This is a genomic window from Sphingorhabdus sp. SMR4y (genome assembly GCF_002218195.1).
Taxonomy (GTDB): domain Bacteria; phylum Pseudomonadota; class Alphaproteobacteria; order Sphingomonadales; family Sphingomonadaceae; genus Parasphingorhabdus.
The window spans coordinates 2,347,468-2,373,332 of the sequence record NZ_CP022336.1 but is presented as its reverse complement, the minus strand read 5'-3'; the positions used below and the strand labels follow the sequence as shown (position 1 = coordinate 2,373,332).

Genomic DNA, 25,865 nt, shown 5'->3' with positions numbered 1-25,865 from the left:
ACTGAAAGAATGCGATGATCCCGATCCTGACAAGCCTTGCCGGCATGGCGCTGATCCTGCTGATTGCCCTCGCGCTGTCGACCGGCCGCAAGAATATCCGTCTCCGCGTGGTCGGCGCCGCCTTTGCGCTGCAGGCCGGGATTGCCGTGATCGTGCTCTATATCCCGGCCGGCAAGCGGGTGATCGAGGCGATGGCCTTCGGCGTCTCCAATCTGCTGGGCTATGCCTCGGCCGGCACCAATTTCATCTTCGGTCCGCTCGCCGATCCGACGATTGGCGGCAACAGTTTTGCGATTGCCGCGCTGCCGGTGATCATCTTCTTCTCGGCGCTGATCTCGATCCTCTATTATCTCGGCATCATGCAGTTCATCATCAAATGGGTGGGCGGCGGCATCCAGAAAATCACCGGTATTTCGAAAGTCGAATCGCTTTGTGCCGCAGCCAATATCTTTGTCGGTCAGTCCGAATCGCCGCTGGTCATCCGCCCCTATCTCGCCAGCCTGACCCAGTCACAGCTGTTTACCGTGATGAGCGTCGGCATGGCCGGTGTCGCGGGCACGATTCTCGCCGCTTATGCTGCCATGGGTATCCGTATCGATTATCTGCTCGCCGCCGCCTTCATGTCGGCGCCGGGCGGCATAATGATGGCCAAGATCATCATGCCGGACAATCCCGAGGACCCGGCGCCGGAAGAGCTGGTCGTCGCGGTCGAATATGAAGAGGAAAAGCCGGCCAATATCATCATGGCCGCGGGCATGGGCGCGCAGACCGGAGTGAAGCTGGCGGTGGCCGTCGGCGCGATGGTCCTTGCCTTTGTCGCTTTGGTTGCACTGGCCAATGGCCTGCTCGGCGGCATCGGCGGCTGGTTCGGCTATCCGGAACTCAGCTTCCAGCAGGTGATCGGCTATGTTTTTGCGCCGATCATGTATCTCATCGGCGTGCCCTGGGAAGAGGCGCTGAACGCCGGCGGGCTGTTCGGTACCAAGGTGGTGCTCAACGAATTTGTCGCCTTCATCGAGCTCGGCAAGATACAGGCGGGCATATCCCCGCTGACCAATGCAATCGTCATCTTCGCGCTGTGCGGTTTCGCCAATTTCAGCAGCATCGCGATCCAGCTTGCCGTCACCGGCGGTCTCGCGCCGAACCAGCGCCCGGTGATAGCCCGGCTCGGCCTCCGCGCGCTCGCCGCCGGATCGCTCGCCAATCTGATGAGCGCGGCTCTCGCCGGCATCCTGCTGTCGCTGGCCTGATTTGCCGGCCTGACTCATCCCGATTGACAAAGAAACACGAGAGCGCATTTTAAGACCATGACCCAGAACCCAGACACATTGGCCGCCGTTTCGCTGGCGATGGCGGACGAGGACAGTGCCGCATTTGCCGAGCGCATCGGCCGCAGCTTTTCCGACTGGGGCTTCGCGGTGGTCGCCGATCACGGCATATCCAACGAACTGATCGCACGCGCCGAAGCCATGTCGCGCGCCTTTTTCGCGCTGCCGGAAGCGGTGAAGCGGTCCTACCATATCCCCGGGGGCGGCGGCGCCCGCGGCTACACGCCGTTCGGCACCGAAAGCGCCAAGGATAGCAATATCCACGATCTCAAGGAATTCTGGCATATCGGCCGCGATTTGCCGCCCGGCCATCCGTTCGAATCCTACATGCCGCCCAATATCTGGCCAAAGGAGCTCGACGGCTTCCGCGAAACCTATCTCGAAATGTTTGCCGCATTCGACAAGGCCGGCGCGCGTATTCTCGAGGCGATCGCCCGTTTTCTCGGACTGGCTCCCGATTTTTTCGTCGACACGGTGCGCGACGGCAACTCGGTAATGCGGCTGATCCACTATCCGCCGGTACCGGAGGATTCGCCGGCGGTCCGGGCCGGCGCGCATGAAGATATCAACACGATCACGCTGCTGATCGGTGCCGAGGAAGCCGGCCTCGAACTGCTCGACAAACAGGGCAATTGGCGCGCGGTTACCCCGAAGCCCGGCGAGCTTGCGGTCAATATCGGCGACATGTTGCAGCGGCTGACTAACAACCGCTTGCCCTCGACCACCCATCGCGTGGTCAACCCGGCGCCCGAACGGCGGGGTTTCTCCCGCTATTCGATGCCCTTCTTTCTCCACTTCCGGCCCGACTATGCGATCGAGACGCTCCCGAGTTGCATCGATGACGCCCATCCGGATCTCTACCCCGAACCAATCACCGCCCACGACTATCTGATGCAGCGGCTACGTGAAATCGGACTGGCATGACCGCAAAAGTGGTTGGTATAAGCGGCGGCAGTTGCTCGGGGAAATCCACGCTGACACAGGTGCTGTTCGAAGCGCTCGGCCCCGATCAATGCGTCATTCTGCCACAGGATGATTATTTCTTCGGTCTCGGCGATGCCCCGCAGGGCAAGGGCGGACCCAATTTCGATCATCCCAATGCGGTCGATTTTGACAAGCTGTGCACGCAGCTTGCGCAACTGAAATCCGGCCAGGTGATCGACCGCCCGCTCTATGACTTCCCGACCCACATGCCCAAGGGGGAAACCCGGCGCACCGAACCCCGGCCGGTCATCCTGCTCGACGGTATATTGATTCTCCAGCACCGGCCGCTGCGCGATCTGCTCGACCTCAGCATCTTCGTCGAATGCGATTCAGAAACCCGATTTGCCCGCCGAATCGCACGCGATGTTCGCGAACGCGGCCGAACCGAGCAGTCGGTGCAGGAACAATTCGCCAATCAGGTCGGGCCGATGCACGATTTACATGTCGAACCGTCGAAAATTCATGCCGACATCGTGATAAATTCGCAACAGTCGGCAATGCATTACGAACAACCGCTTCGCCTGATCTTGTCAAAATTAACAGCGCAAAATCAGTGATATAGGCAGACGTTTCGCACTGGATGCGAACCTTCTTATACAACGATAGAGACCCCCAGCCAGAGCATTCCCAATGCAAAATGCTGCACTGCGGCATTTGACGATTCAAATGATATAAAACTGTCACTAATGGCCCCTAGGGCTGCTCGTGCTCAGGTCTGGCAGCGCAATTAATTCGCCAGCATTCACCATAAAACACCTCCTCCAATGCGGTTCATGAACAGGAAAGTTATATCATGAAAATCAAATATCTTTTGGCTGCCAGTGTCGTCAGCCTTTCCACGGCTGGCCTGATGGCCACGTCGGCGTCGGCACAGTCCACCGGTACGCGGGACTTCGAAAATGACGTTATTGTCGTTACCGGCGGTCGATCAAGCGACGTTGGCGGGGTAGAAATTCCCAACACGCCAAAAGCGAAACAGGTTCTCGAAGAAGAAATCATCCGGCGCCAGCGCCCCGGCCAGACGGTCAATGATATCGTCAACCTCGTTCCGGGTGTCAGCTTCCAGAACAATGACCCCTGGGGCTCTTCGGGCGGTTCGTTCACCATCCGCGGCTTCAGCGATGATCGCATTTCGCAGACGCTTGACGGCCTGCCGCTCAACGATTCGGGCAACTATGCGCTGTACACCAACCAGCAGGTCGATTCGGAAATCATCGAGCAGGTCAACGTCAACCTTGGCGTGACCGACGTTGATAGCCCGACCGCTTCTGCCGTTGGCGGCACGATCAACCTTCGCACCCGCGAACCCAGCGACGATTTCAAGCTGACCGGAACGCTTTCGACCGGCAGCACCTTTGCCGAAGGTGACAAAGGCAACCGCGACCGGCTCTATGTTCGTGGCTTCGGCATGATCGACACCGGCGATATCACCGGTTTCGGCACCAAGGCTTTCGTTTCGGCCAGCTACACGCGTTACAACAACCCGTTCAACAACTACGGCATTGTCGAAAAGCAGCAGTATAACGGCCGTATCTGGCAGGATATCGGCAGCAATGGCGACTTCATCGCCGTCGCCGGCCATTATAATGAAAACCGGAACAACTTCTTCGGTTCCTTCTCCCTGGACAGCTTCCCGACAACCAAGGCAGACCGGTTCTACGACATCAACTATCCCTGCACGGTCGACTTGCCGCAAGCCGGCACCGCCCAGGTGGACAATAATTGCGGCGCGGAATTTGATCGTCGCTACAACCCGTCGAACACCGGCAACATCCGTGGCGCATCGCGTTTCACTTTGACCGACGGCCTGATTCTTACGGTCGATCCAAGCTTTCAATATGTAAAAGCCAATGGCGGCGGTGACGAAGAACTGCTCGAGCAGACCCGCAACGTTGGCGGTGTTGAAATGACCGGCTTCATTCGTGGACGCTATTATTTCGGCCGCGACCTCAATGGCGACGGCGATACGCTTGACGAAGTAACCGGTAACGATCCAAGCCAGACCCGCACCCGGCGTTTCGGCGTGATCTCCAACCTCTCCTACGAGCTCAACCCGGATCACCGTTTCCGTCTCGCCTACACCTATGACGATGCCAACCACCGTCAGACCGGCCAGACCTCGGTTGCCCTTCTCAATGGTGAAATTGCCGATGTTTTCCCGGTCAACGACGGACTGGTGACCGTCGACGGCTTCGAACTCAACAAGCGCGACCGGCAGTCTTATGCAACCCTGCACCAGATTTCCGGTGAATATCGCGGCACCTTTGGTGATCTCACCGCGGTACTCGGTCTGCGGGCGCCATTCTTCAAGCGCGAACTGAACCAGAATTGCTATACCACATCGGCAAGCGGTTTCCTCGATTGCGTGGGCGGCGTCAGCGCGGCGTATGAAGCGGCCAACCCATATACTTATGATGCAGCGACCAACACCGTCACCGGTTCGGCTGTGCCACAGTCACGTACTTATAAATATGACGATATCCTGCCTAACATCGGCCTGACTTACGCTTTCGGCAGCGCATCGGTATTTGCAAACTACGCCAAGGGGCTTTCGGTCCCGGCTACCGATCCGCTCTATGACTCGCTCTACTTCCCGGAAGATGCGCCGGGTGTTCAGCCGGTACCTGAAACAACCGACAGCCTCGATCTCGGGCTCCGGTATCAGAGCGGAAATATCCAGGCCCAGTTCGCTGGCTGGTTTACGCGCTACAATAACCGACTGGCATCGTCCTATGATCCGATTCTTGATGAATCGGTATTCCGGAACCTCGGTCGTGTAGACAAATATGGTCTCGATGCCTCGGTTGCCTGGTCACCGACACCAGCAACGATGGTCTATGTCTTCGGCTCGATCAACGAATCGGAAATCAAGGACAATGTACAGACCGATGTCTGCTCTGCGACTGACGTAACCGATGGCGTTGCCCAGTGTACCGCGGTTGGCGATCCGATCTTTGCCCTGACGGCAGGCAAGAACGAAAGCGGAGCCCCGCTCTGGACCGTTGGTGCACGTGTGCAGCAGCAGTTCGGCGACTTCGAACTGGGCGCTCAGGTCAAGCATACCGGCAAGCGCTGGGTCAATGACACCAACGAACGGTCTGTTGGCGGCTACACGCTGGTCGATCTCGACCTGCGCTGGACGATCACACAGAATCCTTTCGGTGATGATGTTGCGCTGCAGTTGAACGTGACCAACCTGTTCGACGAACTCTATGTCGGCGGCTTTGGCGGCGATCTCGATGGCAATTCGCCATTCGTCCAGATCGGCGCACCGCGCGCGGCGAGCATTTCGCTGATCTTCGGCTACTAGGACGTAAAGCCAATCGGCCCGCTGTGATCGACCATCATGGCGGGCCCGGAAATGACAGGACAACGGCGGTGCTGAAAGGCGCCGCCGTTTTTCATTGCGGGTCCGGCGGTCTCAGCATGGCGCGAATCTCTTGCGCGCAGCGGTTACAGGCCGGAGGCCCGGTGAAATTCTGGAGACGATGTAAAGCGGTGGCCGCCCCTGTCGGGCACAGGCCAGCCGAAACGGTCTAGCGCGCTTCGGCTCGCAGCATAACCTGCTGGGCGACCATCTTCAGCTGGTCATTCACCGATTCGTCGGTGCAGACGCCCTGGCTGAACATTCCGCCCGAAGCATTGATTCCAACGCCCAGCGGAGTCGGCCAGCCGCGCAGGGCGTGAACGATCGAACGCAGGGCCGCGAGCGTGCTGCCAACCGCCTGCCAGCCGTAAGCGGTCACGATCAGGCCGATCGGCAAGCCATCCAGATAGACGCGATCATCGGTCGATGTTTCCTCGATATAATCTATCGCGTTTTTCACCAGACCGGAGATGGTGCCGTGGTAACCGGGGCTGGAAATCAGAAAGCCGTCGGCGCGGCGGACCAGTTCGACAAATTCCTTGCCGGTCTGGTTTAGACCGGCCGGATCGGACCGGTAATGGGGCAGCGCCATCAGGCGGTCCGACCCGAACAATTCGGTTTCTGCTCCGGCATCTGCGGCGGCTTGCAGGGAAATCGCGAGCGCGACTTCGGTCGAGGATGAGGCACTGGTGGTTCCACCAATGCCAAGGATGAACGGTTTTTTTGTCTGTTTCACGGGAACGCCATAACGAGGATTGAAGGGCAATTGCAACGGTCTTGTGCAGCGACTTTCTTTCTTAATTGACCGATTAAACTCGCGTCATTATGACCGGTCGCAAATCGCGAGCCTCGAGCGCGCTTTTCTCTCCTCAGACAAAAGGAATTTCCCATGCGTAAATTTACCGAAGAACAGCATATGTTCCGCGATGCCTATCGCCGTTTTCTCGCCGATGAAGTCGCGCCACGGATGGACGAATTCCGCGAAGCCGGAATTGTCGATCGCGAAATATTCAAGAAGGCCGGCGACCAGGGCTTTCTGATGATCTGGCCGGATGAAAAATATGGCGGCATGGGCGACAGTGATTTCCGCTATGAACAGATCATCATCGAGGAAACCGCACGGGCGGGCTGCGGCGAGTGGTATAACACGCTGCACAGCAGGTTGGTCGGGCCCTATCTGCAGAATATCGGCAATGAAGAGCAGCGCGAACGTTTTCTGCCGAAATGCGTGACCGGCGAGACGATTCTCGCCGTCGCGATGACCGAACCGGGCGCCGGCAGCGATCTTTCGGGCATGAAGAGCACGGCCAAGGACATGGGCGACCATTGGCTGCTCAATGGATCAAAAACCTATATCTCGAACGGCATCAATGCCGATGTGGTGATTGTCGCGGCCAAGATCGACGGGGTTGATGACAAGCATGCGATGGTGCTGCTGATCCTCGAGCGCGGGATGGAAGGATTCGAACGCGGACAGAATCTGGAAAAAATCGGGCTGCATGCGCAAGATACTGCCGAGCTGTTTTTCAACAACGTCAAGATACCCAAGGAAAACACGCTGGGCACGCCGGGCAAGGGCTTCATCCATCTGATGGAAGGGCTGGCCGAAGAGCGGCTGATCGCGATGGTTGGCTATGCTGCCACAGCGCGGCGGGCTTTTGACGTGACACGCGAATTTGTCATGGAACGGGATGTTTTTGGCAAGAAATTGTCAGATATGCAGAATACCCAGTTCAAAATGGCCGAAATGGATGCGAAAATCGACATGCTGCAGGTCTATGTCGATCAATGCGTCGATATCCACAATCAGGGTGGCCTGACGGCCAATATGGCCGCCAAGGGCAAGATGCTGGGCAGCGAAATCGAATGGGAAATGGCTGATCTCGGACTGCAACTGCACGGCGGCGCCGGCTATATGAAGGAATATGAAATCAGCCGGATCTTCACCGACGCCCGGATGAGCCGCATCTATGCCGGGTCGAGCGAGATCATGCGCTACATCGTCGGACGCGACGTTTTCAGCCAGAAATATCAATCGATCCTCGAATAGTTTATAACAGAATTATGCAGTTCCGGGGGCGAGTCGCCCCCGGTCTTGCTTGACGTTTACGTAAACTGCTTGACTGTGCTGCACTGCACCATTAGCATTGTGCAACATCCTTCCAATTCTTCCAGTGAGAGGAACCCCTTATGACCGAAGCCTTTATCTATGACGCAGTGCGGTCCCCGCGCGGCAAGGGCCGCAACGACGGCGCCCTGCATGAAATCACCGCTCTCGATCTGTCAGCCCAGGTGCTGGCATCGATCAATGATCGCAACGAGCTAGAAGGCCATGAAGTCGAGGACATCGCCTTTGGCTGCGTCTCTCCCGTCGGCGAGCAGGGCGCGGTCATCAGCCGCATGGCGGCGCTGAAAGCCGGCTATGCCGACACCACCTCGGCGATTCAGGTCAACCGCTTCTGCGGATCCGGCCTCGAAGCGGTCAATATCGCAGCTGGCAAGGTGTGCTCCGGCGAAACCGATCTGGCGATCGGCGGCGGGATCGAATCCATGTCGCGCATTCCGATGGGTAGCGATGGCCTCGGCGGCATGGCCGATCCTTCCCTCGTCTTTCAGGAATATTTCGTTCCGCAGGGCATTTCCGCCGATCTGATCGCCACCAAATATGGCTATAGCCGCGATGATGTCGATGCCTACGCAGTCGAGAGTCAGAAGCGCGCCGCCAGGGCCTGGGACGAGAAGCGCTTCGCCAAATCGATTCTGCCGATCCGCGATGTCATCGGAGAAGTCGTGCTCGATCATGACGAACTGATGCGGCCCGAAACCGACATGCAGTCACTCGGCGCGCTCGGCCCGGCTTTCCAGATGATGGGCGAACAGATGCCCGGCTTCGACGATGTCGCGATTCTCAAGCATCCCGATGTTGAAAAGATCAACCACGTCCACCACGCCGGCAACAGCTCCGGCATTGTCGACGGTTCGGCGGCGGTACTGATCGGCAACGAAAAAGCCGCCGAAAAATACGGTCTGAAGCCACGCGCCCGGATCATTTCGATGGCTTCCATCGGTTCGGAACCGACGATCATGCTCACCGGTCCCGAATTCGCCGCGAAAAAGGCGCTCGAACGCGCCGGCATGACCGCGAACGACATTGACCTGTGGGAATTGAACGAGGCATTTGCTGCCGTTGTCCTGCGTTTCATGGATGCGATGAAGGTCGACCATGGCGATATCAACGTCAATGGCGGCGCGATCGCCATGGGCCATCCTCTCGGCGCAACCGGCGCAATGATTCTGGGCACCGCGCTCGACGAACTCGAACGTTCCGGCAAGTCCACCGCTCTTTCGACGCTGTGTATCGGCGGCGGCATGGGAATCGCCACGATTATCGAACGCGTGAACTGATTTTCGTCCTCCGCCCCTGCGGCGGAGCACAGGATGGGAAAATAAGGAAAAGAATATGAGCTACGAAACATTTACCGTCGATATCGACAGCGACGGCATCGCCCTGGTCACGATCGATCTGCCCGGCCAGTCAATGAACGTCTGGAACCAGGCGCTGATCGCCGATTTCAAGGGCTTTACCGAAGAGCTGATCAGCAACGACGCGATCAAGGGCGCGGTGATCACATCGGGCAAGAAATCCGGCTTCCTCGCCGGCGCCGATCTCAACATGCTCGGCGCATCCAAGGCCGACAGCATGGCCGAGGCCTTTGAGGGCGCCTGGGAATTGAACGGCATGCTGCGCCGCATGGAAACTGGCGGACATACGGCCAAGGAACTGCTCAAGGGAACCGCCCACGCCAAGCCGGTAGCCTGCGCGCTGAACGGACTGGCCCTTGGTGGCGGTCTCGAACTGGCACTGGCCTGCCACTATCGCGTTTGCGCCGATCATCCGAAGATTCAGCTCGGTCTGCCCGAAGTGCAGGTTGGCCTGCTGCCCGGCGGCGGCGGCACCCAGCGCCTGCCCCGTCTCGCAGGCTTGCAGGCCGCAGGCATGGCGATCATGACCGGTCAGCCGATGAACCCGCAGGCTGCGCTCGCGCAGAAGATTGTTGATGAAGTTGTCCCGGTCGACGAGGTGGTTGCCAAGGCGAAAGCGTGGGTCAAGGCCAATCCCAAGGCCTCTGCGCCATGGGACAGGAAGGGCTATAAGTTCCCCGGCGGCGCCGGATCGATGGATCCCCGCGCCGTTCCGCTCTATCTCGGTTCCTCGGCGATGGCGCTGAAGCAGAGCAAGGGCAATTTCGAAGCGGTCAAGGCAATCCTGTCCTGCCTCTACGAAGGTTCCATGTTGCCGATCGACACCGCATTGCGCGTCGAAAGCAAATATTTCACCAAATTGCTTAGCGGCCCTCAGGCGAAGAACATGATCCGCACCCTGTTCATCAACAAGCAGGCAGCGGAGAAAGGCGCGGCGCGTCCGGAAGGTGTTCCGCCGTCCGATATCAAGACCGTCGGCGTTCTCGGTGCCGGCCTGATGGGATCGGGCATCACCCATGTAACAGCCAAGGGCGGCATGAATGTCATCGTCCTCGACCGCAATATGGAAGAAGCGCAGAAGGCCATCGATTACAGCCAGAAGATCGTCGACAAGGGCGTGAAACGCGGCAAGATGACGCAGGAAAAGGCCGACGCCTTCATGGCGCGGATCACCCCGACCGACAATTATGACGACCTGAAAGATGTCGACCTGATCATCGAAGCCGTGTTCGAGCGGCCCGACGTCAAGGCCGACGTGATCAAGAAGGCCGAAGCGGTCATCGGCAAGGATGTCGTCTTTGCTTCGAACACCTCGACCCTGCCGATTACCGGCCTGGCCAAGAACAGCGAGCGGCCCGACCAGTTTATCGGCATGCATTTCTTCTCGCCGGTCGAGAAAATGCCACTGCTTGAAATCATTCCTGGCGCCGAAACCGGTGACAAGGCTCTGGCGGTCGCACTCGACTATAATGCGAAAATCCGCAAGGTGCCGATCGTGGTCAAGGATGTCCGCGGCTTCTACACCAACCGCGTGTTCCCGCCTTATGCCAATGAAGCGATGCTCATGGTAGCGGAAGGCGTAAAACCGGCGCTGATCGAAAATGCAGCCATCGCCATGGGCATGCCGATCGGACCGCTGGCAGTAGTTGATGAAACCACCCTGCAGCTTGGCTATGACATCATGACTTCGACCAAGGAAGAGATGGGCGATGCCTATGTCCCGAGCGGCACCGAGGATCTGATGGAGATCATGGTCAACAAGATCGACCGGCGCGGACGGCGCTTCGGCGGCGGCTTCTACGAATATGCCGAAGACGGCTCCAAGAAACTGTGGCCCGGCCTGGCCGACCATTTCCCGCTGGCCGAAGAACAGCCGGATGTCGAAGAGGTCAAGCAGCGGCTGATGTTCATCCAGCTGATCGCCACCGCGCAATGTTTCGACGAGGAAGTTGTCAGCGATCCGCAATCCGCCGATCTGGGCGCGATCTTCGGCTGGGGCTTCGCGCCCTGGACCGGCGGCCCGATGAGCCATATCGACACGATGGGTGTCGACAATTTTGTCCGCATCGCCGACAATCTCGCGCAGAAATATGGCGAGCGGTTCAAGCCGCCGATGAGCTTCCGCGAGAAAGCGGACGCCGGCGAGAGCTTCTACAAAGCGGCTTGAGCGAAATCAGAAACGACAAGAAAGAGCGCCTTCGGGCGCTCTTTTTTGCCCGTCAGGAAAGCCGTTTTGTCAGGGCCTCGAGTTTCGCGTCGAGCTGTTCGATCTGCCGGGACAGCTGCTTGAAATCCCCGCCGTCCGCAGCTGGTCCGTCGCGGTCCGTACCATAATGCGCCCGAAACAGGGCCACCATCTGATCGACCACCGGGCCTTGCTGCCGTTCCGCCCGGTCTTCGTCGATAGTCATCTCGATCGATCGCGCGCTATATTCGAGGCTGCCGTAGAAGATATCCCGCGCCTGCCACAACACCGCATCCCGGCGCAACTCGCCGCGATCCTGCCCGCGCCGGAACAGCTGGTCGAAAACCGTGACATAGTGGCGCAGATGGTCGCGTGACATGCTGACCTCGCTGTTGTTGCGGCGCAGCGCAAAGCTCAGGTTGATGAAGTCGGCGTTCACGATCACCGTGTTCAGATGATATTCGGCCAAGGCGCGCAACCGGCCGGCAAAATCTTCTGCCTGTGTTGACGCCATGACCGCTTCGGCCTCGCGGGTCAGCACATCCCAGAACTGCTGCAACACCGCGAGCATCAGTTCCGCCTTGGATTCGTAATAGCTGTATATCGTGCCTTCGCCGATCCCCGCCCGCCGCGCGATCTCGGACATGCGCGCGCCGTCAAAGCCATGTTCGACGAAAATGGCGCGCGCCGCACCGAGAATCGCCCGTTCCTTGCGCTCCAGCTTGGCCCGCTGGGTTTCCGGATTGACCGCTTTAGTCGCCAAAATCTGTCCTTTAATGAGCTTGACTCGAAAATACCGAATGCTATTCAAATAGCCATAGGAGACTCAACGTGTCAAATAGCCATTATTCGGCCAAGCCATTCCCCGCAAAGGCGTCCTGAAAATGCCCCAGTTCAAATCGAAAATTGTCACCGGTTCGGAAGGTTTTGCCCAGAATCGCAAGGATATGCTGGCGCTGATCGATCATTTGCGCAGCCTCGAGAACCGGGCCATCGCAGCCTCGGAAAAACGCCGGCCGACTTTTGAAAAACGCGGCCAGTTGACGCCGCACGAGCGACTGAAACGTCTGCTCGATCCCGGCATGCCGTGGCTGCAGCTATACAATATGGCCAATTATCTGGTCGAGGACAGCAATCCCGAGACCAGCATCCCGGGCGGCAGCGTGATCCTGGGCATCGGCTTTGTCAAAGGCGTGCGCTGCATGATCTGGGTCGATGACAGCGGTATTCGCGCCGGCGCGGCCACCACCGGCGGCTGGGACGCCAGCAAGGGCGCGCAGAAAATCGCCCAGGATCTCAAATTGCCGTTCATCCATCTGGTCGAAAGCGCGGGTGCGAACCTGATGGAATATAAGGTCGAACTGTGGGCCCATGGCGGCATGCTGTTCCGGAACCTCGCCTGGCTGAGCGCGGCGGGCATTCCGACCATGGTCGTGTTACACGGACCTTCGACCGCAGGCGGCGCCTATATGCCCGGCATGTCGGATTATGTGATCGGCATTCGCGACAATGGCATGGCCGCGCTGGGCGGTGCAGCCCTTGTCCATGCCGCCACCGGAGAGGTTGCCAATGACCGCGAACTGGGCGGCTCGGAAATGCACGCATCAACCACCGGCAGCGTGGAATATCTTGCCGATGACGACGCCCATGGCATTGCCATTGCCCGCGAAACCATGGGGCGGCTCGACTGGAACAAGAATACCACCCCGATCCGCCGCAATGACTATGAAGAGCCCGTCTATGATATTGACGAGATCGCGGGCGTGGTGCCGGTCGACTATACCATTCCCTATGATGTGCGCGAAGTCGCAGCACGGATCGTCGACGGTTCCGATTTCGAGGAATTCAAGCCGCGCTATGGCCCCGGCACCGTCTGCATGCAGGCGAGCATCATGGGCCATGCGGTCGGCCTGATCGGCAACAACGGCCCGTTTGACCCCGAAGCGGCGGCCAAGGCCACGCATTTCTTGCAGCTCTGCGACCAGTCGGAACTGCCGATCATCTTCCTCAACAATACCACCGGCTATATTGTCGGCACCGAGTCCGAGCATAAGGGCATGATCAAGCTGGGCAGCAAGATGATCCAGGCGGTCTCCAACGTCCGGGTGCCGAAACTGGCTCTTTATATCGGTGCGAGCTTTGGTGCCGGCAATTACGGCATGAGCGGTGTCGCCTTCGAACCCGATTTCCTGTTCAGCTGGCCCAATGCCAAGACCGGCGTCATGGCGGGGGCATCGGCGGCCAATACAATGAGCCATGTCGCGCGGGTGCAGGCGAAGCGCAAGGGCGTGGAGCCGGACGAAGACGCGATTGCCAAACAGGAACAGCGGATCAAGGATATTTTCGAAGCGCAGGAAAGCGCCTTCTTCACCTCCGGCCGGATACTCGACAACGGTGTGATCGATCCACGCGACAGCCGCAAGGTCCTTGGCTTTGCGCTGGAAACAATTTTCGAGGCGCAAAACCGGACACTGCATCCCAATGCCTTCGGGGTGGCGCGGATATGAGCATCGCGGCGACGATCACGCTGTGCTCCGCACTTGATGCGGTGCTCTCGCCGCGCAATGCTGCCGACGCCAGAGCTCCGGCTCGGGGGCCGGAGCACAGAACGGGATACAGACCATGACCGATCTCCCCACCACCCAAACACTGGAACTCGAGCTCCAAAACGGCTGGCTCACCATCTGGTTCAACCAGCCGGAGAACCGCAACGCGCTGAGCGACGCTTTGGTCGCCGAACTGGCCGATGTGCTAAAAAGCATACGCAAAGATCGTACTGTCCGCGGCATCACCATGCGGGGTCGCGGCGGCGTCTTCTGCGCCGGCGCGGATCTCAAGAATTTCAAAGAGAATTTCCAGCAGAGCGGCGACCGCGCGGCAATCATCAAGATGTCGAGCGGCGCAGCGGAGATTTTCGACCTGGTCAACAATGCTCCCCAGGTGGTGATTGTCTTGATCGAAGGCGCCGCTATGGCCGGCGGCTTTGGTCTGTCCTGCTGCGCCGATGTGGTGATTTGCGAAAGCGGAGCGCGCTTCGCAATGACCGAGACCGCTATTGGCGTAACACCGGCGCAGATATCCCCGTTCGTGATCCAGAAGCTCGGCTATGCCACCGGCCGCCGGCTGATGCTGACCGCCGCACGGTTTGACGGAAGCGAGGCGCACGAACTGGGCTTTGCCGATTTCATCGCCGACGATGTCACCGGCCTCGAAGCCATTGAAATGCAATTGCGCAAACAGGTTCTGGGCGCAGCGCCCGGCGCCATTGCGGCGACCAAGGAACTGCTCGGCCAGATCGCCGGCCAGCCGCGCGAGGAAGTGATCCGCCTGGCCGCAGAGAATTTCGCCGACCGCATGGTCAGCGACGAGGCCAAGGAAGGCGTCGCCAGTTTCTTCGAGAAACGCAAACCCAATTGGGTGGTGAAACCGGAATGAGCAGATATTCGCAAATTCTTCCGTTCGTCCTGAGCTTGTCGAAGGACAGCTGGCACAAGGCCATGCTTCGACAGGCTCAGCACGAACGGGGTGAAGGAAATTAAAATGACCCGAATAAACACACTCCTGGTTGCCAATCGCGGCGAAATCGCCTGCCGCGTGATGCACACCGCCAAGGCGCAGGGCATGCGCACGGTTGCGGTCTATTCCGATGCGGACGCGGACGCGCCCCATGTCAAAATGGCGGATGATGCCGTGCGTATCGGACCGGCTCCGGTCAATGAATCCTATCTGCTGATCGACACTATCATTCAGGCGGCGAGGGACACGGGCGCGGATGCCATACATCCCGGCTATGGTTTCCTTTCGGAAAATGCCGCCTTTTCCAAGGCGTGCGCCGAGGCCGATATCATCTTTGTCGGCCCGCCGGAAAAGGCGATCGACGTGATGGGCGACAAGGCCCGGTCGAAACGCGCGATGATCGCCGCCGGCGTCCCGTGCGTGCCCGGCTATCAGGGTGATGATCAGGCAGACGATGTGCTGATCGCCGAAGCCAACAAGATCGGCGTGCCGCTGATGGTCAAGGCAGCGGCTGGCGGCGGGGGGCGAGGGATGCGGCTGGTTCACGATCTGAAAGACGTGCCCAATGCGATCAAGCTGGCGCGGTCGGAAGCGGAAAATGCCTTTGGCAATGGCGAGCTGATCCTCGAAAAGGCGATCATCAAGCCGCGCCATGTGGAGATTCAGGTCTTTGCCGACAGCCACGGCAACACCATCCACCTTGGCGAGCGCGACTGTTCGGTCCAGCGCCGCCACCAGAAGGTGATCGAGGAAGCCCCTTGCCCCGTCATGACGCCAGAATTGCGCGCGCAAATGGGCGCAGCGGCGGTCGAGGCGGCGAAAGCGGTGGATTATATCGGCGCCGGCACGGTCGAATTTCTGCTCGACCAGTCGGGCGGCTTCTATTTTCTCGAAATGAACACCCGCCTGCAGGTCGAGCATCCGGTCACCGAGGAAGTGACCGGACTCGATCTTGTGGCGCTGCAACTCAAAGTTGCGTCAGGCGACTTGCTTGGTCTTGAGCAACAGGACATCTCGCTTAGCGGTCACGCGATGGAAGTCCGCCTCTATGCCGAGGATCCGGCGGATGATTTTCTGCCCAGTACTGGCCCGGTACACTTGTGGAAACCTTCCACCCTCGCGCGGGTCGACAGCGGTATCCAGAGCGGCGGCGAAGTGTCGCCCTTTTACGATTCGATGGTCGCCAAGATCATCACCCATGGCGCAACCCGCGACGAAGCCCGCCGGCGGATGATCAAGGCGCTGTCGGAAACCGCGCTATTCGGTCCGAAGACCAATCGCGACTTCCTGATCGATGCCCTGGACAAACCGGACTTTGTGACCGGGGAGGCGACCACCGCCTTTATCGCCGAAAATTACGGGGAGGACGGGGTCGATCTCGGCGGCCATGATTTCGCCTCTTACGCGATCGCCGCTGTCATCCATCACAAGCTACGGCAACAGGCGGCGCACCGGCTGGCGCTCAACGTCAATCCGGAAATGCTCGACTGGTCGAACACCGGCGCGCTGGAAACGGTTACGCAATATGCCGATGGCGAGGATGCCCAGACCATCCATGTCCATGTCGACAAGCCCGGCCATTACCGGGTCCGTGCAGGCGCAGAGGCTGCAGAGATTATCCTGCTAAGCCTGAACGTCGATCGCGCGAAATTGCGGGTCGACGGCCGCACGCTCGAGGCGATCTATTATGACGACCATCGCACCCTTTATTTGGCGCTGCCCGACCGCTCGCTGACCGTCACCGATCTGACCGGCCTCAGCGCCATGGAAGACGCCGGTGGTGGCGGCACCGTGGTCGCGCCGATGCACGGGCTGTTGCTCGAGATATTGGTGGAAGCCGGCGCGCAGGTGGCCAAGGGCGACAAGCTGGCCGTGCTCGAGGCGATGAAGATGCAGCATGAAATACTGGCCGAGATTGACGGCACGGTCGAAACCATCGCCGCGACAGCCGGCCAGCAGATTGCAGCCGATGACCTGATCCTGGAAATTGTCGCCGATGAAGCTGAAGAAACCGATAGTTGATAAAGACCGTTCGTGCTGAGCTTGTCGAAGTACGATTGACCGCCAAGGGCCCTTCGACAGGCTCAGGGCGAACGGCAATGAGGAGACCCAACAATGAACAATAAAATCTGCGACATGCTCGGAATCGAGTTCCCGTTGGTCGCTTTCTCCCACTGCCGCGATGTCGTTGCGGCGGTCTCCCGCGCTGGCGGTATGGGTGTGTTCGGCGGCGTGAACTGTTCACCGGAAACGCTCGAGGAGGAGCTCAGCTGGATCGATGCGAATGTCGACGGCAAGCCTTATGGTCTGGATATCATCGTCCCGAACAAGGTTGAAGGCAAAGGCGAACGGCCCGATCCGGAAGCCGTTCTGGCCGCGATACCGGAAAAACATAAGCAATTCACCAACGACATATTGCAACGCCATGGCGTCGACACCGGACGGATCGCCGGAGACATCGAAGCAGTCCGCCGGGAACAGGTCGCCTTTACCGACAATCTCCGCGGCGGCACGGCTGAGGCAATATTAGAAGTCGCGTTCCGCCATCCGATCAAGCTGATCGCCAATGCCCTTGGCATTCCGCCGCAGGTCATGCTGGACATGGGTCAGAAGCACGGGGTTCCCGTCGCGGCGCTGGTCGGGACGCGCGACCATGCGATGAGTCAGGTCGCCGCCGGTGTCGACATCATCATCGCGGTTGGCGGCGAGGCCGGTGGCCATACCGGCGATATCTCGACCATGGTGCTGATTCCCGAAATCTGCAACGCGCTGGCACAGATTGGCGACGACACGCCAGTGCTCGCGGCGGGTGGCATTGCCACCGGCGCGCAGATGGCCGCGGCCATGGCCATGGGCGCGAGCGGCGTCTGGTGCGGATCGGTCTGGCTGACCACGGTCGAGGCAGAGACCAATCCGGTGGTGAAAGAGAAGATGCTTGCCGCCACATCCCGCGACACGGTGCGCGCCCGCTCGCGCACCGGCAAACCGTCGCGGCAATTGCGCTCGCCCTGGACCGACGCGTGGCAGGCGGAAGACGCGCCATCACCGCTGCCGATGCCGTTGCAGTCTCTGGTCGCGGAACCGCCGCTGCGGGTGCTCGACAAGCTGAGTCAGGGCGACAATCAGGGCGCCAGGGACCTCGCCACCTATTGGGTCGGGCAGGGCGTCGGGCTGATGAACGAACAGATGACGGCGGGACAGGTGGTGCAGGGCTTCAAGGAAGATTTCCTGACCGCTTATGAGCGGCTTGCTGGCAATCTGGAGGACTGATGGTCCCCTATCCATCCTGAGCTTGTCGAAGGTCCGGTTGCGCCATATGGTCGGCCGCGCTCTGCAGAGACAGGGCCGGGATAGAGGATGGCATGACAGAAGCAACACAGCCCCTGGCCGGGATCAAGGTCGTTGAATTTTCCACCATGATAACCGCCTCGCTGGCAACGATGATGTTTGCCCAGCAAGGCGCGGATGTCATCAAGGTGGAACCCCCCGGGATCGGCGATCCGATGCGCTGGCTGGGCAGCCAGAAGGACGGGATTTCCGGCCTGTTCCACAATTGCAATCAGGCCAAGCGCTCGATTACACTCGATCTGAAATCAGCGGAAGACGTGGCCCACGCCCGGCAGTTATGTCTGGAGGCCGATGTGGTGATCCACAATTACCGGCCCGGCGTGATGGACCGGCTTGGCCTGGGCAGCGCTGCGCTGCGCGAGGAAAAGCCGCAGCTCATCTATTGCGCGATCACCGGCTTTGGTCATGAAGGCCCGCTCTCCGGCCGTCCCGCCTATGATCATGTGATGCAGGCGATGGCCGGTTTCATGACTTTGCAGGGCTATCCCGACAATTTTGCCTATGTCAAAACCCTGATCTGCGACAAGGTCACCGCCTATACCGCCGCGCAGGCGATCACCGCCGCCCTGTTTGCCCGCGAACGCGGCGCCGGCGGCCAGCATATCGATCTGTCGATGCTCGAAAGCTGTATCGCCTTTCTCTGGCCCGACGGTGGCATGCACCTCACGCTGCAGGCGGACGACGTGACTCACGGCGCGCCCTTCGCCGACTATTACCAGCTCCCGCTTCGCTCGACCGACGGGGCGATCGCCTATGCCGCGATGACCGATGACCATTGGGCCGCCATTTTCGACATCGTCGGCCGCCCCGATCTGAAGACGGTGGAAAAATATCAGGGCATGGCCAACCGCAGCATCCATATGGCGGAACTGGCCTCGATCATCGCTGCGCAAAAGCCGGACCTGACCAGCGCCGAGATGGTCGCCGGTCTCGCCGAACATGACGTGCCGGCCGCGCCCTGCCTGGCCCTGGAAGACCTGCCCACCCACCAGCAGGCCATCGCCATCGGCATATTCGAACAGGCCGAACACCCGCTTCTCGGGACGGTCCGGCATGTCACCGCGCCCGCTCGCTTTGGCGGAACCAAGCTCGCGCCCTGCGGGCCCAGTCCGGCACTGGGAGAACATAGCGAGGCTATTCGCGCCGAGCTGGCCTCCCGCCCGCCACAATAGATCGCTTCAATCGGCTCGGACGCCGCCATCCTGTTGCGTCGGCCCGCAATCCGGCTATTCTCTCCAGAAAAATATAGGAGAGAATCGCATGACCTGGCAGATGGCCGATATCTGGGAAAATATTGCCGCGGCAATTCCCGACAAGCCCGCAATCGTCGATGGCGACAAGCGCTATAGCTGGGCGGAATATGAAAATCGCGCGGCCCGCATCGCACAGCTGCTGACCAGCCACGGTCTCGAGCCCGGTGCGAAACTCTCGATCTATTCCTATAATGCGGCCGAATATCTGGAGACCCAGTTCGGCGCGTTCAAGGCGCGCGTCACCCCGGTCAACGTCAACTATCGCTATCTCGAGACGGAACTGACCCATGTGATCAACAACAGCGACAGCGAGGCGCTGGTTTTCCAGGCCCAGTTTGCACCGCGGGTGGCCGCGATCCGCGACCAGCTGGAACAGGTCAGACTCTTCCTCGAAATCGACGACGGGTCGGGTGAGCATCTCGACGGTGCCCTTGACTATGAAGAGACCTTGCAAAGCACGCAGCCGATGCCGCCGATAGATCGGTCCAATGATGATATCTACATGCTCTACACCGGCGGCACGACCGGCATGCCCAAGGGCGTGATGTATGATCACAAGAGCTTCGCCACGGCACTGCTCGCCAAGGGCTTTGAAATGCGCGAAATGGAACCGCCCACCGATGCTTCCAGTTTTGGTCCGCTGGTCCAGCAACTGCATGCCGCCGGGGCGACGGGACGTTCGATACCGGCCTGCCCGCTGATGCACGGCACCGGCATGTGGATCGGGGCGATGATCCCACACAGCCTGGGGGGGTGCGTCGTCCTGTTCGACAACAGCCATTTTGATCCGGCGGCGCTCTGGCAACTCGCCCAGGACGAAAAGGTGACCGACATCACCATCGTCGGCGATGTCTTTGCCAAGCCGATGCTGGCCGCGCTGGAGGAGGCCAAGACGGCAGGGCAAGCCTATGATTTGTCGTCACTTCAGATGATGGGCAGTTCCGGCGTGATGTGGTCGACGGAAGTGAAGCGCGGCCTGCTGGGCCATTTGCCCCACATGGCAATCGTCGACAGCATGGGCTCGACCGAAGGCAGCATGGGCACATCGATCACCACGATTGAAAATATCGACAGCGACCAGACCGCCAAGTTCGAAATGAACCCGACAACCAAGGTGCTGACCGAAGAGGGCAAGCCGGTCGCGCCCGGCTCCGGCGAAATGGGGCTTATCTGCAACGGCGGGATGGTGCCGCTCGGCTATTACAAGGACGAGGCGAAAAGCGCGGCGACCTTCAAGACCTTCGACGGTGTGCGTTACTCAATCCCCGGGGACTTTGCGACGGTCGAGGCGGATGGCTCGATCACCCTGCTCGGCCGCGGCTCGGCCTGCATCAACAGCGGCGGCGAAAAAATCTTTCCCGAAGAAGTGGAGGAAGCCCTCAAGACCCATGACAGCGTCTACGACTGCCTCGTTGTCGGCCTGCCCGACGATCGCTTCGGACAGAAAGTTACAGCGGTCCTGTCTCTGGTTGAAGGCGCCCGTTTCGACGAAGCGGAGCTCAATGACCATGTCCGGTCCAAACTCGCTGCCTATAAGGCGCCGCGCGCGATTGTCCTGGTCGACGAAGTGCCGCGCGCCGCCAATGGCAAGGCGGGATACAAGGCGGCCAAAGAGATCGCGCTGGAACGGGTGCAGGTACCGGCCTAGGTTCGAAGACCTTGTTTTTTGAGCATTTATTGACATCTCGACCATTGACGGGTCGCGGCTAATCGCCGCAAGGAAGACCGGTGATTGTTGAACTCATCCACAACCCGGCCTCGGGCACGTTTGACGAATTCCGGCTGGACGTGCTGTCTCGCGCTTTTGAGGCCTGTGGGGCGCAGGTCCGGCTGGGCCGGACCGAGATAGACGGCCAGTTCGAGATTTTCCCCGAATGCGACCTTGTCTGCGTATCGGGCGGCGACGGCGCCTTGCGGCTGGTCGTCGCATCGATGGTCCGGTCCGGTATCTCGAAACCGCTCTGCGTGTTTCCCGCCGGCACCGTCAATCTGGTCGCCAGGGAACTGGGCTATTCCGACGATCCTGAAATATTCGCACGCGAGATCATGACGGGCTATCTGGACAGCCAATTCGCCCGGCTGGAAGCCCCGTTGATCGCCGCCGATGGCCAGCCCTTTGTCGCCTGCATCAGCGCAGGACCGGACGGACAGGCTGTCGCCCGACACAGTCCAGCACTGAAAAAACGGATCGGGGGAGCCGCCTATGCATGGTCCTTGCTGAAACTGTTCGGCGACTGGCCGGAACTTCGCTTTTGCCTGACCGCGGAAACACCCGACGGCTCGGAAACCAAGCTGACCGGCGCCGCCTTTTACGTGATCAAGGCGCATCACTATGCCGGCGACTGGACGCTGGCGCCCTCGGCAGAACTGGCGGCAGACAGATTCCATGTCATTGCCTTGAGTCGCGCACGGCGTCGTGATTTTCTGCGCTTCCTGCTGGCGATTGCACTCGGCCGGGATCCGGCACAGCTTGCATTTGTTCAGTCGCTACCCGCGCGCCGTCTCTCGATAACTGCAGCAGACCAGCCGTCCCGCCAGGCCGCTTTTCAGGTGGATGGCGACCTGCTTTTAACACAACCCGGCGAAATCAGGATGGTTGAGCAGACGGTCACCTATTGCCTGCCGCTGCCGGCATAACAGGGCCGTGCTAGGCGGCGCGGCAATGCTCCGCGATCAGATCAACCATCGCCGGCAATTTGCTGGGGGGCAGATCATGACCCATGCCCGGAACCAGCTCGAACCTCGCATTTTTAACATGCGCCGCAATATCCTCTCCGCACGCGAACGGAATCAGCGGGTCATCTGCGCCGTGAACGACCATTGTCGGCGCGGCAATCCGCCGGGCCGCCGGCCGCAGATTGCCGGTATCAATGATCGCCGCCATCTGGCGCTTCGGGCCGGGCGGATAAAAGCCGCGCTCCTGCGCCAGCTTCATCATCGCCCGTCGTTCCTCGGGCCGGTTGCGGCCTTCTTCCGAAGCGATCAGCGATGAAAAAGCCAGCCCCAGTTCCAGAGCCTCATCCGGCGTTCGCGCCTTGGCTCGCGCGGTTTGGAGCAGTACCTTGCGTACTTCGGCATCGGCACCGGGCAGGCCGGGGCCATTGGTCGATGACATGATCGGCGTGAAGGACAGGACCCGATCGGCATGATCAGCTGCGATCAGCTGGCCGATCATTCCGCCCATCGAGGCGCCGACAATATGCGCCCGGTCAATTTCCAGTGCATCGAGCACCCCGACTGCATCTCGCGCCATATCGCCTAGATCATAAGGCGCCATCCGGCGGTTCGGGAAGAAGCGCTTGGCGATCATCTGCCGGATCGGGTGTGGCGGCCGCACCCCGTCAAACTTATAGGACAGGCCGACATCCCGGTTGTCGAATCTGATCACCCGAAAGCCCTCGCCCACCAGTCCGTTGACGAAATCCAACGGCCAGTAGATCAGTTGTGCGGTATAGCCCATGACCAGCAATATTGCCGGATCATCGGGATTGCCGTAATCTTCTACTTCAATATTGATGCCATTGGCGAAGACTTGCATGTCTGTTTCCCGATCTGCGCGAAAACGGAATCAGTAACAGAAAGCGCCAAGGTTACAAGAACGGTGGCGCTGTCGCGTCAGGGCGCGCTGATACGGTCTGATCGCCCGTCGTCATTACCCGCGATATGGGCATTTGACCCGACCGTGACCGCCCCCAGTCTCGCGATCTGATTGTCACCATCGACCACCGCGCGCGCTGCCAGAATCATCGGAACCCGGATCGCTTGGGCCGACAGCTTCGCAATCCGGACCGTGTAGCTGCCATAGGGCACGCCATCGAACAGGAAAAAGCCGTCAAACTCGGTCTGGGTCTCGCGGATCACCCGCCCCTCGCCATCGACCAGTTCCATCCCGACACCGGCAATCGTGCCACCGCCCCTGCGTACCAGCGTGCCCTCGACCTCGCCGGCACTGACCAGCGGCAGTTCGACCGTCGTGGCAATGCCGGGTCGCGGCGTGATCACCACGCCAGGCAGGGCCGGTTGCACATAGGGGCTCGAAAGACTGCTGCTGTCGATCCCGATCAACACCGGCCGGAACGGCTGCAGATTGTCTATAATCGCACGGCCGCTCTCGTCAGTCGCCGAGAAGGTCGCCGACTGGCCCGCGGTCAATTCGACATTTTCCGCCAGAGGTTCACCGGACTGGCGCCTGCCGTCGCCATTCTCGTCGTGGTAGACAATGGCCAGGGCCTGGCCGTTATTGGCCAGTTTGTTGTTTGAAAACCGGAACTTCCCGGTGCGCGGATCGGGACCCAGGCTGAAAGCCAGATTGATTCCGGCTGCTATCGATCCGTCGGTCGCCGCTTCGGCGCTCGCCGTCAGCGAAAAATGTTTGAATCGGCGGATGATGCCTATTCCGGCACGTCCGCGATCAAGACCGGCATCATAGCCCAGCTCCGCGCGCCAGTCGGACCGCTCGCCGGCACGCCATTCGCCAGTAAAATTAACCTGCTCAAATCGCTTTTCCGGAGCCACACGATAGATTGCCTCACCCCGGAGACGGACCTTGCCGATGCGGCCATTGGCGAGCAGCCGGGCGCCGATACGGTCTGCTGGCGTGGCACCGGATGCACTGAATTGCTGTTCCCAGTTGATCTCGCCGGTCAGTGACAGACGATTGAGGTTGAACGACATGCGCCCCGTTAGATCGAGGCTTTCGCGACCATCGAAACGTGTTTCATATTGCGCATCAAGGTGCACGGGAATGATCTTGCTGCCCAGCTTGAAACTGTGGTCAACCGCCAAACTGTGCCGGGAGCGGGCATTTTTCTCGATCTGGTCGGAGATGAATCCGCCCCTGGCCCAGATCGATTCGGCAGTAATATAGCTTTTACCAAGCTGTCCCAGCAACTGGCCGCGTAACGCCAGGCCGCTGCCCATATTGGAAGCGGCCGATATCTCGACCAATGTCGGCCCCACAGCCCGGCGCACCGATCCTTCGAGATAATCATGCCGCTGGCCATCGATGTGCAGGTTGAACAGGGAGGCTGCGACCGATGTTTTGGCATTGAGTCCGCGTTCGAGTCCGACTCCACCGCGCCAGCCCGCCTGCCGGGTCGGTAAAAACGCCCCGATCCGAATAAGATCTTCACCCGCCTCGTGAATCCCGGCCCAATAATAGGTCTGTTTGGGCGGAATCGAATCGATTCCCACCGGGATCACCTGCACGTCTCGCCGGATCTGTCCCTGGGGCCCGTAAAGCACCACCTCGAAACGGTTCTGGCCGTATAGCAGAGGCACATCGATGAATTCATAGCGGCCATCGGAGCGGTTTTCGGCAAAAGCCAGAAGCTGGCCGTTGCGATAGAGCTCGGCATCCCAGCCGCTGGGCAATTCGCCCCGGAAACTGGTACGGTCAAAGCTGTCCGGCCGCTCGACGGGACGATTGGTCACCAAGGCCCCCCGTCCGGCGACAGATTGGGAAACCAATGGGGTTGAAAAGGTCGAGACATCCCCAAGCGCGAAATGGGTGGCCTGCAGCGGTCCGAGCAACTCTCCCTTGGGGTCGGTGCGATAGGCCCTGACTCGCAGACTTTCCGGCACGCCCTCGTCATCGGAGGAGAGCCGGGCGTCAAAGCTGGCCTTGCCCAGTTCACCGGACGCATAAACCTCATATTGCAGGTCGAATTTCTGACCCGATCGCCTGTCCCGCAATCCACCGGCCGATACAACCGCGTCCACCGACGGTGTACGCCAGAATTTATAGGATTCCGTTGACTGGGGGAGGGCGGCAAGGTCGAAGCTCTTGCGCGGACGGATTTTCGCGGCCTGCTCCTTGCGTTCCAGCGCACGCTGGAAGGGCAATTTGCTGTCGGATTCAACGGTGAGCAGCGCGTTGGACAAATCCGGCACAAAATCCACGGCAAACCAGTCCGACAGGCTTGTGAGATCAACGCACCAACCTTCCGGGACGTCGTGGATCTGGCCGGGCAGGAGCTTTTGCCTTCCGTTCACCTTTTGTACCGTGCCGCTGTCGCGATCAATGGTCAGCGTCTGGTTTTCTGAGAAGAGCCAGCCAGTTGCGCGGCGCGACTTCTTGTCAAGACGAAGCGGCAAATCCATGGCGATAATGATGTCGGCAAGATCGACGCAAATGCCCGCGTCGGTCTGATAGCCCCGGACGCCGTCACCAAGGCGATAATTGCCGGCACGCAGGTCAAACAGCAGCGCGTCGTCATCGCTGGCCGACCAGGCACTGACAGCGTGCACCGGGGATGCCGGAAACAGCGAAGCTGCGGAGATCGTGATGATTCCCGCAGCCCTGACCAGCGCTTTCAAGCCCCGGCCGATTATATCAGTTCGCTGTCCCATGCCTTGCATCATGACTTTGTGGCTGTTTGAAGCCACTATAAGTCATTGAT

Annotated in this window: 18 protein-coding genes; 14 read left to right on the top strand and 4 right to left on the bottom strand. The window is 59.9% G+C overall.

Translation table 11 applies throughout. The features are described 5' to 3' along the window. Window positions 1-17: 17 nt before the first annotated feature. The 4 genes from SPHFLASMR4Y_RS11440 to SPHFLASMR4Y_RS11425 all read left to right on the top strand — a co-directional run bounded on the left by SPHFLASMR4Y_RS11440 (window position 18) and on the right by SPHFLASMR4Y_RS11425 (window position 5,622). Window positions 18-1,250 carry a NupC/NupG family nucleoside CNT transporter gene (locus tag SPHFLASMR4Y_RS11440; protein ID WP_089134849.1) on the top strand — a complete coding sequence of 411 codons (1,233 nt, stop codon included), beginning with the start codon at window positions 18-20 and terminating at the stop codon, window positions 1,248-1,250. 57 nt (window positions 1,251-1,307) lie between these two features. Continuing rightward, complete coding sequence (locus tag SPHFLASMR4Y_RS11435) at window positions 1,308-2,252, top strand: isopenicillin N synthase family dioxygenase (protein WP_089133659.1); 945 nt, start codon at window positions 1,308-1,310, stop codon at window positions 2,250-2,252. After that, window positions 2,249-2,869 (top strand): uridine kinase, encoded by a 621-nt coding sequence (udk, locus tag SPHFLASMR4Y_RS11430; RefSeq protein WP_089133658.1) that lies wholly within the window; start codon window positions 2,249-2,251, stop codon window positions 2,867-2,869. The genes SPHFLASMR4Y_RS11435 and udk overlap by 4 nt, the downstream gene beginning before the upstream one ends. A 236-nt stretch (window positions 2,870-3,105) precedes the next feature. Next, complete coding sequence (locus SPHFLASMR4Y_RS11425) at window positions 3,106-5,622, top strand: TonB-dependent receptor (protein ID WP_089133657.1); 2,517 nt, start codon at window positions 3,106-3,108, stop codon at window positions 5,620-5,622. 226 nt (window positions 5,623-5,848) lie between these two features. Here SPHFLASMR4Y_RS11425 and SPHFLASMR4Y_RS11420 read toward each other — a convergent pair whose 3' ends face one another. After that, entirely contained in the window at window positions 5,849-6,415 is a 567-nt protein-coding gene (locus tag SPHFLASMR4Y_RS11420) for an NADPH-dependent FMN reductase (RefSeq protein ID WP_089133656.1), read from the bottom strand. Window positions 6,416-6,568: 153 nt separating this feature from the next. On the opposite strand from SPHFLASMR4Y_RS11420, the gene SPHFLASMR4Y_RS11415 reads away from it, so the two are divergent. From SPHFLASMR4Y_RS11415 to SPHFLASMR4Y_RS11405, 3 genes are all read left to right on the top strand, one after another. Further along, a complete protein-coding gene (locus SPHFLASMR4Y_RS11415; RefSeq protein ID WP_089133655.1) occupies window positions 6,569-7,729 on the top strand; it encodes an acyl-CoA dehydrogenase family protein in 1,161 nt (386 codons plus the stop codon). 140 nt (window positions 7,730-7,869) lie between these two features. Beyond that, window positions 7,870-9,084 carry an acetyl-CoA C-acetyltransferase gene (locus tag SPHFLASMR4Y_RS11410; RefSeq protein ID WP_089133654.1) on the top strand — a complete coding sequence of 405 codons (1,215 nt, stop codon included), beginning with the start codon at window positions 7,870-7,872 and terminating at the stop codon, window positions 9,082-9,084. Window positions 9,085-9,139: 55 nt separating this feature from the next. Continuing rightward, complete coding sequence (locus SPHFLASMR4Y_RS11405; protein ID WP_089133653.1) at window positions 9,140-11,329, top strand: 3-hydroxyacyl-CoA dehydrogenase NAD-binding domain-containing protein; 2,190 nt, start codon at window positions 9,140-9,142, stop codon at window positions 11,327-11,329. Window positions 11,330-11,381: 52 nt separating this feature from the next. Here the strand turns inward: SPHFLASMR4Y_RS11405 and SPHFLASMR4Y_RS11400 are convergent, their stop codons facing one another. Next, complete coding sequence (locus SPHFLASMR4Y_RS11400; RefSeq protein ID WP_186265923.1) at window positions 11,382-12,110, bottom strand: TetR/AcrR family transcriptional regulator; 729 nt, start codon at window positions 12,108-12,110, stop codon at window positions 11,382-11,384. A gap of 121 nt (window positions 12,111-12,231) precedes the next feature. On the opposite strand from SPHFLASMR4Y_RS11400, the gene SPHFLASMR4Y_RS11395 reads away from it, so the two are divergent. The 7 genes from SPHFLASMR4Y_RS11395 to SPHFLASMR4Y_RS11365 all read left to right on the top strand — a co-directional run bounded on the left by SPHFLASMR4Y_RS11395 (window position 12,232) and on the right by SPHFLASMR4Y_RS11365 (window position 22,101). Then, window positions 12,232-13,854, top strand: coding sequence for an acyl-CoA carboxylase subunit beta (locus SPHFLASMR4Y_RS11395; protein ID WP_089133651.1), 1,623 nt, complete (start codon window positions 12,232-12,234; stop codon window positions 13,852-13,854). 115 nt (window positions 13,855-13,969) lie between these two features. Continuing rightward, a complete protein-coding gene (locus SPHFLASMR4Y_RS11390; RefSeq protein WP_089133650.1) occupies window positions 13,970-14,782 on the top strand; it encodes an enoyl-CoA hydratase/isomerase family protein in 813 nt (270 codons plus the stop codon). A 105-nt stretch (window positions 14,783-14,887) separates the two neighbouring features. Further along, window positions 14,888-16,885 (top strand): acetyl/propionyl/methylcrotonyl-CoA carboxylase subunit alpha, encoded by a 1,998-nt coding sequence (locus SPHFLASMR4Y_RS11385; RefSeq protein WP_089133649.1) that lies wholly within the window; start codon window positions 14,888-14,890, stop codon window positions 16,883-16,885. A gap of 93 nt (window positions 16,886-16,978) precedes the next feature. Then, window positions 16,979-18,133 carry an NAD(P)H-dependent flavin oxidoreductase gene (locus tag SPHFLASMR4Y_RS11380; RefSeq protein WP_089133648.1) on the top strand — a complete coding sequence of 385 codons (1,155 nt, stop codon included), beginning with the start codon at window positions 16,979-16,981 and terminating at the stop codon, window positions 18,131-18,133. Between the two features lie 92 nt (window positions 18,134-18,225). Continuing rightward, the gene (locus SPHFLASMR4Y_RS11375) at window positions 18,226-19,383 is read left to right on the top strand and encodes a CaiB/BaiF CoA transferase family protein (protein ID WP_089133647.1); all 1,158 of its coding nucleotides are present in this window, start codon (window positions 18,226-18,228) and stop codon (window positions 19,381-19,383) included. Between the two features lie 88 nt (window positions 19,384-19,471). After that, window positions 19,472-21,112, top strand: coding sequence for an acyl-CoA synthetase (locus tag SPHFLASMR4Y_RS11370; RefSeq protein WP_089133646.1), 1,641 nt, complete (start codon window positions 19,472-19,474; stop codon window positions 21,110-21,112). An 80-nt stretch (window positions 21,113-21,192) separates the two neighbouring features. Further along, the gene (locus tag SPHFLASMR4Y_RS11365; RefSeq protein ID WP_089133645.1) at window positions 21,193-22,101 is read left to right on the top strand and encodes a diacylglycerol/lipid kinase family protein; all 909 of its coding nucleotides are present in this window, start codon (window positions 21,193-21,195) and stop codon (window positions 22,099-22,101) included. Window positions 22,102-22,111: 10 nt separating this feature from the next. On the opposite strand, the gene SPHFLASMR4Y_RS11360 is transcribed toward SPHFLASMR4Y_RS11365, so the two are convergent. Beyond that, window positions 22,112-23,002, bottom strand: a complete 891-nt coding sequence (locus tag SPHFLASMR4Y_RS11360) for an alpha/beta fold hydrolase (RefSeq protein WP_089133644.1) — start codon at window positions 23,000-23,002, stop codon at window positions 22,112-22,114. A gap of 77 nt (window positions 23,003-23,079) precedes the next feature. Beyond that, window positions 23,080-25,815, bottom strand: coding sequence for a collagen binding domain-containing protein (locus tag SPHFLASMR4Y_RS11355; protein ID WP_145955523.1), 2,736 nt, complete (start codon window positions 25,813-25,815; stop codon window positions 23,080-23,082). Between the last annotated feature and the right edge of the window lie 50 nt (window positions 25,816-25,865).

What these genes read in the sequence shown, in the direction of transcription:
- SPHFLASMR4Y_RS11435 (WP_089133659.1), top strand. Translation starts at nt 1,308, where the DNA reads ATGACCCAGAACCCAGACACATTGGCCGCCGTTTCGCTGGCGATGGCG.
- udk (WP_089133658.1), top strand. Translation starts at nt 2,249, where the DNA reads ATGACCGCAAAAGTGGTTGGTATAAGCGGCGGCAGTTGCTCGGGGAAA.
- SPHFLASMR4Y_RS11425 (WP_089133657.1), top strand. Translation starts at nt 3,106, where the DNA reads ATGAAAATCAAATATCTTTTGGCTGCCAGTGTCGTCAGCCTTTCCACG.
- SPHFLASMR4Y_RS11415 (WP_089133655.1), top strand. Translation starts at nt 6,569, where the DNA reads ATGCGTAAATTTACCGAAGAACAGCATATGTTCCGCGATGCCTATCGC.
- SPHFLASMR4Y_RS11410 (WP_089133654.1), top strand. Translation starts at nt 7,870, where the DNA reads ATGACCGAAGCCTTTATCTATGACGCAGTGCGGTCCCCGCGCGGCAAG.
- SPHFLASMR4Y_RS11405 (WP_089133653.1), top strand. Translation starts at nt 9,140, where the DNA reads ATGAGCTACGAAACATTTACCGTCGATATCGACAGCGACGGCATCGCC.
- SPHFLASMR4Y_RS11395 (WP_089133651.1), top strand. Translation starts at nt 12,232, where the DNA reads ATGCCCCAGTTCAAATCGAAAATTGTCACCGGTTCGGAAGGTTTTGCC.
- SPHFLASMR4Y_RS11390 (WP_089133650.1), top strand. Translation starts at nt 13,970, where the DNA reads ATGACCGATCTCCCCACCACCCAAACACTGGAACTCGAGCTCCAAAAC.
- SPHFLASMR4Y_RS11385 (WP_089133649.1), top strand. Translation starts at nt 14,888, where the DNA reads ATGACCCGAATAAACACACTCCTGGTTGCCAATCGCGGCGAAATCGCC.
- SPHFLASMR4Y_RS11380 (WP_089133648.1), top strand. Translation starts at nt 16,979, where the DNA reads ATGAACAATAAAATCTGCGACATGCTCGGAATCGAGTTCCCGTTGGTC.
- SPHFLASMR4Y_RS11375 (WP_089133647.1), top strand. Translation starts at nt 18,226, where the DNA reads ATGACAGAAGCAACACAGCCCCTGGCCGGGATCAAGGTCGTTGAATTT.
- SPHFLASMR4Y_RS11370 (WP_089133646.1), top strand. Translation starts at nt 19,472, where the DNA reads ATGACCTGGCAGATGGCCGATATCTGGGAAAATATTGCCGCGGCAATT.
- SPHFLASMR4Y_RS11360 (WP_089133644.1), bottom strand. Translation starts at nt 23,002, where the DNA reads ATGCAAGTCTTCGCCAATGGCATCAATATTGAAGTAGAAGATTACGGC.
- SPHFLASMR4Y_RS11355 (WP_145955523.1), bottom strand. Translation starts at nt 25,815, where the DNA reads ATGGGACAGCGAACTGATATAATCGGCCGGGGCTTGAAAGCGCTGGTC.